Raw genomic sequence first — 9386 nt, forward strand, 5'->3', positions numbered from 1 at the left:
GGGCGGCGCGCGCCGGCGACGCGGTCCGCGCCCGGCGGGCCGCCGCCGACTTCCACGAGACGGCCACCGCCATCGCGGGCAACGACCTGCTGGTCGAGGTGGGGCAGGTCCTGCGCAGCCGGATGCGCTGGCTGCTCGGCCGGCACGACGACCTCCAGGCGGTCGCCGACGAGCACCGCGAGCTCTACGAGGCGATCGCCGCCCGCGACGTGACCCGCGTCGGCGAGCTGGTCGCCCGGCACGTGGCGACCAGCGCCCGGCTCATCGGGGAACACGCCGACCGGCAGCGGTCCGGCACTCCCTGACCCCGCGCGGGCGTCAGGCGACCCCGCGCGGGTGTCAGGCGTCAAGGAGCACGTCGCCGTCGCGGGCGACCACCCTGCCGCCGGCGACCACGAGCGCCCGCGGCGGCACCCGCACGAGCGCGTCCGGCACGTTCTCCGCGTCCACGAGCACGACGTCGGCCCGCGCCCCCGCGACGAGGTCGTGCCGGTCCCGGTGCACGAACGGCGCCGCCTTCGTGGTGGCCAGCTCCACGGCGGCGGTGAGCTCGTCGTCGGAGCGCAGCCCGTGCAGCCGGGCGAAGCCGAGGGCGATGCGCAGCAGGTCGCCGTCGCCGAACGGCGACCACAGGTCCCTGATCCCGTCGGTGCCGAGGCCGAGGCCGATGCCGCGCTCGGCCATGCCCCGCCACGGGAGGGGCGCGGTGCGCACCGGCGCGACCGTCGCCCAGGAGATGCCCGCCGCGGCGAGGTCGTCGAGCAGGCCGCGCTGGCGTTCGGGGGCCAGGTCGCCGAGGGCGAAGCCGTGGGAGACGGTGACCTTGCCCTGCAGGCCGGTCCTGAGCGTGCGGTCGATGATCAGCTCGTACTGGAACGCGCCGAGCTCGCCGCCGTCGTGCAGGTGGATGTCCAGGCCGACGCCGCGGCGCTCGGCGATCTCGAACAGGCCGTCGAGCTGGGCGACCGGGTCCCGGTCGATGGTCGCGGGGTCGATGCCGCCGATGCTGGTGGCGCCCGCCCGCGCGGCCTGGTCGAGCAGGTCGAGCACACCGGGCCGGCGGACGACGCCGTCCTGCGGGAAGGCCACGATCTCGACCTCGATCGCCCCGTCGAGCCGTGCCGCGGCCTCGCGCACGGCCTCGATGCCGCGCAGCCCGACCCCGAGGTCGACGTCGACGTGGGTGCGGGTGGCCGTGGTGCCGTGCCGCAGGAACTCGCGCAGCACCGCCACCGTGCCGTCGACACCCGGGATGCCGTACTTGTCCCGTTCGGCGCGCTCGTGCTCGATGCGGCCCTGCGTGGTCGCCACACCGCCGTACGACACCCAGGGCCGGCCCCACCAGCTCTTGTCGACGTGGGCGTGGGCGTTGACGAATCCGGGCAGGGCCAGCAGGCCGCGGCCGTCGATGTGCTCGCCGGCGGGCGGGGTGGTCCCGGCCGGGAGCACGGCGGCGATCCGGGTACCGTCGATGGTCAGGTCCACGGGCGCGCCGCCCCAGGGGCGCACGTTGGAGATCGTCCAGGAAGTCACCTGAAAAATGGTATACCAAAAGCGGATCGTCCCTGGCAGAGGGCCCTGTCCCGTCGGCGGCCGGCCGTTGTCGTAGCCGTTTGGGAAAATCGGCACGGGCCGCGGCAGGCGCGGTCCCCCCGACCGGAGAGAGGTGGTCCGATGGGCCCAGAGGTCTTCGACAGCCGTGACATCGGCCAGACGGAGGAGTTCCTCAGCAAGGCGTACGCCAAGATGCGCATCGGCTCCGACGTGAAGAACCCCCGCACCCAGATCTCCCGCCAGGTCATGGGCTCGGTCAGCATCGACCGGCTCAACCTGGAATACGCGATGAGCTTCGACGTCAACCCGCTCGGCAAGGTGTGCCTGTGCGCGGTCGAGACCGGCACCATCGCCCAGCAGGTCGCCGGCGGGCCGGACGAGCTCTTCGGCCCCGGCGACACGGTGTTGTTCGCCCCGCACGACCTGCCCTACACCGGCGAGATCCGCCGCTCGCGCTACGACATCATCATGTTCGACCCCGCGCTGCTGCAGCAGGTGGCCGGCACGCTGCCCGGCCGCCGGGCCGAGCCGGTCCGGCTGGTGGGGCACCGCCCGGTCTCCGCCGCCGCCGGCCGCCACCTGCGGCGCACGCTCGCCTACCTGCGCGACGACGTCCTGGCCGCCCCCGAGCTGGCCGCCGAGCCGCTGGTCGTCTCCACCGCCGGGCAGCTCCTGGCCGCCAGCGTGCTCACCGCCCTGCCCACCAACGCCGACGCCGCCGCCGCCCCCGGCTCCGCCCGTCCCGAGGCGCTGCGCCGGGCGACGGCCTTCATCGACGACCACGCCGACCTGCCCATCGGCATCGACGAGATCGCCACCGCCGCCCGGGTCAGCGCCCGCGCCCTCCAGTACGCCTTCCGCCGGCACCTCGGCACCACCCCGCTGGGCTACCTGCGCCAGGCCCGGCTGGCCCGCGCGCACGCCGAGCTGAAGACCGGCGATCCCACCACCACGGTGACCGCCGTCGCCGCCCGCTGGGGCTTCTTCCACCCCGGGCGCTTCGCCCAGCTCCACCGGGCCGCCTTCGGTTGCTCGCCCGGCGACACCCTCCGCTCCGCGGCCGAGCTCCGCCACGGCTGATCCTCTGATGCCCGTTTCGTTCTATGGACAGGAGTGAGCCGGATTCTTCGCCTGATGTGCTGACCCGCCACCGTCGAAGGCTCAAGGGTTGGAGGCGAGCACCGATCGCCGCGGCACGGAGGAGATGATCGCGATTGAGTCCCGGCCGTAGCGGCGACATGGCGCGTCCGCGGCGAGGGCGTAGCCGCAGGCCAGGCGATCGAGAGGCAGCACAGTCGGGGTGGCCGCGCCCTTCGGGCGACCGCGTCGGTCCCGTGACCGAGCCGATCCCGCCGCCGGCCTGTGATGCCTGACCTCCTTCGTCCGCCGCCACACCCGTCCCCTTCCGGCCGGACGGGCCTTCGTGCTGCCCGGCCTTCGGTGACGGCGTGACCCCTCTGAGCCTGAGCTGCCGCGACCTGCCCGGCGGCGTGCTGGTGACCGTGATCGGCGAGCTCGATGCCTCCAACTCGACGCGGCTGGGATCCTTCACCGAGCGGCACCTGCGGCCCGGGGCGGGCCTGGTGCTCGACCTGGGCGGGCTGAGCTTCATGGACAGCCGCGGCCTGCACGTGTTGTTACGCCTCAACGCCGCGGTGCTCGAACACGGGGGCGTCCTCCGCCTGGCCGGCGTGCAGGAGCTGCCCGCGCGCGTCCTCCAGGTCACCGGCGTGTGGTCCTCGCTGACCGTCCACGCCGACGTGGGCGACGCCGTGGCGGCGATGGGCGCGCAGCGCCCCGACAGCCTCCGCGAGTCGTCGTGAGCGGTCCCCGCAGCACCTCGGCGTTCGGGGCTGAAGATCATGAGTGCCGGCTCTAGAATCCGGATGACCAACAACCACGACTGTTCCGTCGACGACCTCGATCATGGCCTCCTGATCAGGGCCGTTCGCGAGGTCACCGGCAGGACAGTCCCGACAACGTCGTAGGACACGAGGGTGACATGAGCGAAGCGATGACCGGTGGCTCCCGTTCCGCGTCCGGGGGCGCCGAGGTCGGCGAGCTTCGGCTGCGTCAGCTGCTCGGCGGGCTGACGGCGGTCCGGGACGGCGATTTCCGTACCCGGCTGCCCGAGGACGCCGACGGGCTGCTGGGTGAGATCGCCTCGGTGTTCAACGGCATGGTCGATCAGTTGTCGTTGTTCACCTCCGAGGTGACCCGGGTGGCGCGTGAGGTGGGCACGGACGGGCGGCTGGGTGGTCAGGCCGATGTGCCGGCGGTGTCGGGCACGTGGAAGGACCTGACCGAGTCGGTGAACGCGATGGCGGGCAACCTGACCGATCAGGTGCGCAGCATCGCGCAGGTGACGACGGCGGTGGCGCGGGGTGACCTGTCGCAGAAGATCACCGTGCACGCGCGCGGGGAGATCCTGGAGCTGAAGAACACCGTCAACACGATGGTCGACCAGCTCTCCTCGTTCGCCGACGAGGTCACCCGGGTGGCGCGTGAGGTGGGCACCGAGGGTCAGCTGGGTGGTCAGGCCGAGGTGGAGGGGGTCGCGGGCACCTGGCGTGACCTGACCGACTCGGTGAACTTCATGGCGGGGAACCTGACCGATCAGGTGCGGAACATCTCGCAGGTGGCCACGGCGGTGGCGCGGGGTGATCTGTCGCAGCGGATCACGGTGTCGGCTCGTGGGGAGATCCTGGAGCTGAAGAACACGCTCAACACGATGGTCGATCAGTTGTCGTCCTTTGCCGACGAGGTCACGCGGGTGGCGCGTGAGGTGGGCACGGACGGGCGGCTGGGTGGTCAGGCCGATGTGAAGGGTGTGTCGGGTACGTGGAAGGCGTTGACGGAGTCGGTCAACGTGATGGCCGACAATCTGACGGCGCAGGTGCGCAGCATCGCCGAGGTGACCACGGCGGTGGCCAAGGGTGACCTGACGCAGAAGATCCGGGTGGATGCCCGTGGGGAGATCCTGGAGCTGAAGGAGACCATCAACACGATGGTCGACCAGCTGTCGGCCTTCGCCGACGAGGTGACCCGGGTGGCGCGTGAGGTGGGCACCGAGGGCAACCTGGGCGGTCAGGCCACGGTCCGGGGCGTGTCGGGCACCTGGAAGGACCTCACCGACAACGTCAACGTCATGGCGTCGAACCTGACGAGCCAGGTGCGCAGCATCGCCCAGGTGGCCACCGCCGTCGCCCGCGGCGACCTGTCACAGAAGATCACCGTCGAGGCCAAGGGCGAGGTGGCGGCGCTCGCCCAGACGATCAACACCATGGTCGACACGCTGAGCGCGTTCGCCGACGAGGTCACCCGCGTGGCCCGCGAGGTCGGCACCGAAGGCCAGCTCGGCGGCCAGGCCCGCGTCCCGAACGTGGCCGGCACCTGGAAGGACCTCACCGACAACGTCAACTCGATGGCCGACAACCTGACCAACCAGGTGCGCAGCATCGCCCAGGTCACCACGGCGGTGGCCAAGGGCGACCTGACCAGGAAGATCGACGTGGACGCCCGCGGCGAGATCCTGGAACTCAAGACCACCATCAACACGATGGTCGACCAGCTGTCCTCGTTCGCCGCCGAGGTCACCCGCGTGGCCCGCGAGGTCGGCAGCGAAGGACGGCTCGGCGGCCAGGCCGAGGTCGAGGGCGTGTCCGGCACCTGGAAGCGGCTGACGGAGAACGTCAACGAGCTGGCCGCCAACCTGACCCGGCAGGTGCGCGCCATCGCCGAGGTCACCAGCGCGGTCACCTCCGGCGACCTGACCCGCTCGATCACCGTTGACGCCGAGGGCGAGCTGGCCGACCTGAAGGACAACATCAACTCGATGGTCAAGTCGCTGCGCGAGACCACGACCGCCAACGAGCAGCAGGACTGGCTCAAGTCCAACCTGGCCCGCATGTCCGGTCTCATGCAGGGCCACCGCGACCTGGCGGCCGTCGCCGAGCTGGTGATGAACGAGCTGGCCCCGCTGGTCAGCGCCCAGTACGGCGCGTTCTTCCTGGCCGAGGAGAACGAGCTCCAGCTCATCAGCGCCTACGGCTACCCGGCCGACCCGGGCAGGCCGACCCGGTTCCGGCTCGGCGAGGCGCTGGTCGGCCAGGCCGCCCGCAGCCGCCGGGTCATCGCCGTCGACGACGTGCCCTCCGGCTCCGTCCGGATCTCGACCGGCCTCGGCACGATCGAGCCCGCCTCGGTGGTGGTGCTGCCGATCGTGGTCGAGGAGCAGGTGCTCGGCGTGATCGAGCTGGCCTCGGTGCAGGCGTTCACGCCGGTCCACCGGGCCTTCCTCGACCAGCTCATGGAGACGATCGGCGTCAACCTCAACACGATCGTCGCCAACGCCCGCACCGACGAGCTGCTGGCCGAGTCGCAGCGGCTCGCGGCGGAGCTGCAGGCGCGGTCGGAGGAGCTGCAGCAGCAGCAGGAGGAGCTGCAGCGCTCCAACGCCGAGCTGGAGGAGAAGGCCACGCTGCTGGCCCGCCAGAACCAGGACATCGAGACCAAGAACCTGGAGATCGAGCAGGCCAGGCAGGAGCTGGAGGACCGCGCCCACCAGCTGACGCTGGCCTCGACGTACAAGAGCGAGTTCCTGGCGAACATGAGCCACGAGCTGCGCACCCCGCTCAACTCGCTGCTCATCCTGGCCCAGCTGCTGGCCCAGAACCACACGCGCAACCTGACGCCCAAGCAGGTCGAGTACGCCGAGATCATCCACTCGGCCGGCTCCGACCTGCTCCAGCTGATCAACGACATCCTCGACCTGTCCAAGGTCGAGGCGGGCAAGATGGACATCAACCCCGAACGCGTGCCGTTGCGGCAGCTGCTGGACTACGTCGAGGCCACGTTCCGGCCGATGACGTCGCAGAAGAGCCTCGACTTCACGATCACCAACGCCCCCGGCATCCCGGTGGAGGTCGTGACCGACGACTCGCGCCTGCGCCAGGTGCTGCGCAACCTGCTGTCGAACGCGGTCAAGTTCACCGAGACCGGCAGCGTCGAGCTGCGCATCGAGCCGGCCGCCCAGGACGAGCTGCCCGCCTCGGTGCGCCAGCACGGCGCGGCCATCGCGCTGCGGGTGGTCGACACCGGCATCGGCATCGCCGCCCAGCAGCTCGAAGCCATCTTCGGCGCGTTCCAGCAGGCCGACGGCACCACCAGCCGCAAGTACGGCGGCACCGGCCTCGGCCTGTCCATCAGCCGCGAGATCGCCCACCTGCTCGGCGGCGCGATCGGCGCGCAGAGCACGCCGGGCCAGGGCAGCGTGTTCACCCTCTACCTGCCGATCGCCCGGCCGGACTTCATCGGGCTCTCCCCGAAGAAGTCCCTGGCCGACCCCTCGGTGCTCGTCGAGGCCGCCCGCGTCAGCACGCCCGAGCAGGAGGCGGCCGCGCCGGCCAGGTCCCACCAGCCGCAGCCGCGCCGCCTGCTGGTGATCGAGGAACGGCCGCAGGGCCTGCTCTCGCACGTGGCCGAGAGCGTGGTGACGGAGCTGGCGCTGAGCAAGGACGAGACGATCGAGATCGTCACGGCGGCCGGAGCGCAGGAGGCCGCGGCCACGCTGGCCGCCGACCCCTGCCACTGCATCGTGCTCGACCTCGACCTGCCCGACCAGAGCGCCTACCGCCTGCTGGAGGCCATGGACGGCGACCAGGCCCTGAACTCGGTGCCGGTCCTGGCCTACAACAACTGGCGGGCCAGCTCCCAGCAGGCTGTGCCGTTGCAGACGCGCGAGGGCGGCCAGCCGCTGGAGCTGCTGTCCAGCCTCGACGAGCTGCGCGAGCGCATCGCCCTGCACCTGACCGCCGACCAGCCCGGCGACGTGCTGCCGCTGATCCGGGCCGGGAACGTCAACCAGCTCGCCGGGGCCGAGATCGACACCTCGCTGACGGGCCGGACGGTGCTGATCGTCGACGACGACGCCCGCAACCTGTTCGCGCTGACCAGCATGCTGGAGGTGCACGGCATCGACGTGCTGCACGCCGAGGACGGCCGCAAGGGCATCGACACGCTCGTCGCCCACCCGCAGATCGACCTGGTGCTGATGGACGTGATGATGCCCGAGATGGACGGCTACACCGCCACCGCCCGCATCCGCGCGATGGCGCAGTACGCCGACCTGCCCATCATCGCGGTCACGGCCAAGGCGATGCCGGGCGACCAGGAGAAGGCGCTGGCGGCCGGCGCGAGCGACTACGTGACCAAGCCCGTCGAGGCCGACCATCTGGTCGAACGCATCCGTCACTGGCTCGGCGCCTGACCCGTCCCCCTCAAGGAGCAACGCAGTGCACCACCAGCACGATCCGGCGGCCGCCGTGCCGCCGGAGCGTACCGAGCCGCCCAATCTCGGCCGCCTGGCCGCGACGGTCGACCGCCTGCACAACCAGATCCTGGAGGCCCAGCGGGCCGCCGAGGGCCGCGCCCTGGTCGAGGTCGCCAAGGGCGTGCTGGTCGAGCGCCTGCAGTGCAGCCTGGCCACCGCCGCCAGGCAGCTCGCCACCCTGGCCGACCAGGCGGGGGTGACGCAGCTCGAACTGGCCGCCGACATCATCAACCAGGCCGCCCACGACCGCATCAGCGAGGCCGCCCGCGACTTCCTCAGCTCGGCCCGCGCCCAGGAGTCGGCGGAGGTGGCGGTGCGGCTGCGCACCGCCGAGAACGGGGCGCTGACCGCCACCGACGCGCAGGCCGTGGCGCAGTCGCTGCTGGAGCAGGCCCTGTCCGCGCTCGGCGCGACGACGGTGGCCATCTGGGAGGCCGGGCCGGACGCGTCGCTCACCCTGGCCGGGTACGCGGGGCTGGCCGACGAGGAGGCCAGGCGCTGGCGTTACGTGCCGCCGGGCGTGGCCACGCCGGCCCGCCGCGCGCTGCTGGAACGCGGCACGGTGTGGCTGGACGACCTGGCCGCCGTCGGCCTGCCCTCGATCGGGCAGCGCCAGACCCCCGGCGCGCGGGCGACCGCCCCGGCCGGGACGGGCGGCCGGATCCTGGGCGTGCTGGAGATCGGCTGGCCGCACGCGATGCCGCAGCCCGGCGCGCGGATCGTCAAGCAGATCGAGGTGCTGGCCGACCTGTGCGCCCACACCTTCGAGACCACCGACCAGGCCGTGCACGAGCCGCAGGTGCTGCCCGAGCTGATCGACCTGGCCGACGCGCTGCCGGACGCGGCGCTGGTGCTGCGCCCGCAGCTGGGCACCGAGGGCCGGCTGACCGACTTCCGCATCGTGCACGCCAACCCGCGCTTCCTCGACCCCGCCGGGCGGCCGCGCGGCGAGGTCGTCGGGAGCCTGTTCCTGGAGGCGTACCCGCTGGCCGCCGAGGAGGGCGCGCTGCTGGCCAGGATCGAGCACGTGCACGCCACGGGCGAGACCTTCAGGGCCGAGAAGATGACGATCACGGCCCTGGTGGACCAGATCCCGCTGCACACCGTCGCGGGCATCGCGATCATCCGGCTCGGCGACGGCGTGCTGCTCATCTGGCGGCTGCAGGACCAGGACGCCCAGCTCGCCAACCTGCTCCAGCACGCCCAGCGCCTGGGCCGCATCGGCGGCTTCGAGGAGAACCTGCTCACCGGCGAGATCGTCTGGAGCGCCCAGCTCCACGACCTGTACGGCATGTCCCTCGACGAGCCGCCCATCCCGCTGGAACGCCTGGCCACGCACGCCCACCCCGACGACGCCGTGGCCATCGGCCGGTTCGTCCGGGCCGTGCTGCACCACCGCCGTCCGGCCTCCACCGCCTACCGGCTGCAGCGGTCCGACGGCACCGTGCGGCACATCAGAGTGGTCGCCGAGCCGGTCTTCGACGACAGCGGCCTGCTGCTG

The 9386-nt window shown here is 72.1% G+C and carries 6 protein-coding genes; 5 read left to right on the plus strand and 1 reads right to left on the minus strand.

Annotated elements, in window-relative coordinates; translation table 11 throughout:
• Positions 1-305 (plus strand): FCD domain-containing protein (locus ACWCSD_RS39880; RefSeq protein WP_449922660.1); only part of this gene is annotated, 305 nt, incomplete at its 5' end.
• 34 nt (positions 306-339) lie between these two features.
• Here ACWCSD_RS39880 and ACWCSD_RS39885 read toward each other — a convergent pair.
• Positions 340-1533, minus strand: coding sequence for an amidohydrolase (locus ACWCSD_RS39885; RefSeq protein ID WP_387674231.1), 1194 nt, complete (start codon positions 1531-1533; stop codon positions 340-342).
• Between the two features lie 141 nt (positions 1534-1674).
• Here ACWCSD_RS39885 and ACWCSD_RS39890 point away from each other — a divergent pair, with 141 nt between their 5' ends.
• The 4 genes from ACWCSD_RS39890 to ACWCSD_RS39905 all read left to right on the plus strand — a co-directional run.
• Positions 1675-2634: a helix-turn-helix transcriptional regulator gene (locus tag ACWCSD_RS39890; protein ID WP_449922662.1), complete on the plus strand. Its 960-nt coding sequence runs from the start codon at positions 1675-1677 to the stop codon at positions 2632-2634.
• A 368-nt stretch (positions 2635-3002) separates the two neighbouring features.
• Complete coding sequence (locus tag ACWCSD_RS39895; protein ID WP_449922664.1) at positions 3003-3377, plus strand: STAS domain-containing protein; 375 nt, start codon at positions 3003-3005, stop codon at positions 3375-3377.
• Between the two features lie 179 nt (positions 3378-3556).
• Entirely contained in the window at positions 3557-7822 is a 4266-nt protein-coding gene (locus tag ACWCSD_RS39900) for a HAMP domain-containing protein (RefSeq protein WP_449922665.1), read from the plus strand.
• Positions 7823-7847: 25 nt separating this feature from the next.
• A partial coding sequence (locus ACWCSD_RS39905; protein ID WP_449922667.1) for a PAS domain-containing protein occupies positions 7848-9386 on the plus strand: 1539 nt, incomplete at its 3' end.

This window comes from Nonomuraea sp. NPDC001684 (assembly GCF_053596515.1).

Bases quoted from the DNA above. Each gene is read 5' to 3' on its own strand.
- ACWCSD_RS39890 (WP_449922662.1), top strand. From the start codon at position 1,675: ATGGGCCCAGAGGTCTTCGACAGCCGTGACATCGGCCAGACGGAGGAG.
- ACWCSD_RS39900 (WP_449922665.1), top strand. From the start codon at position 3,557: ATGAGCGAAGCGATGACCGGTGGCTCCCGTTCCGCGTCCGGGGGCGCC.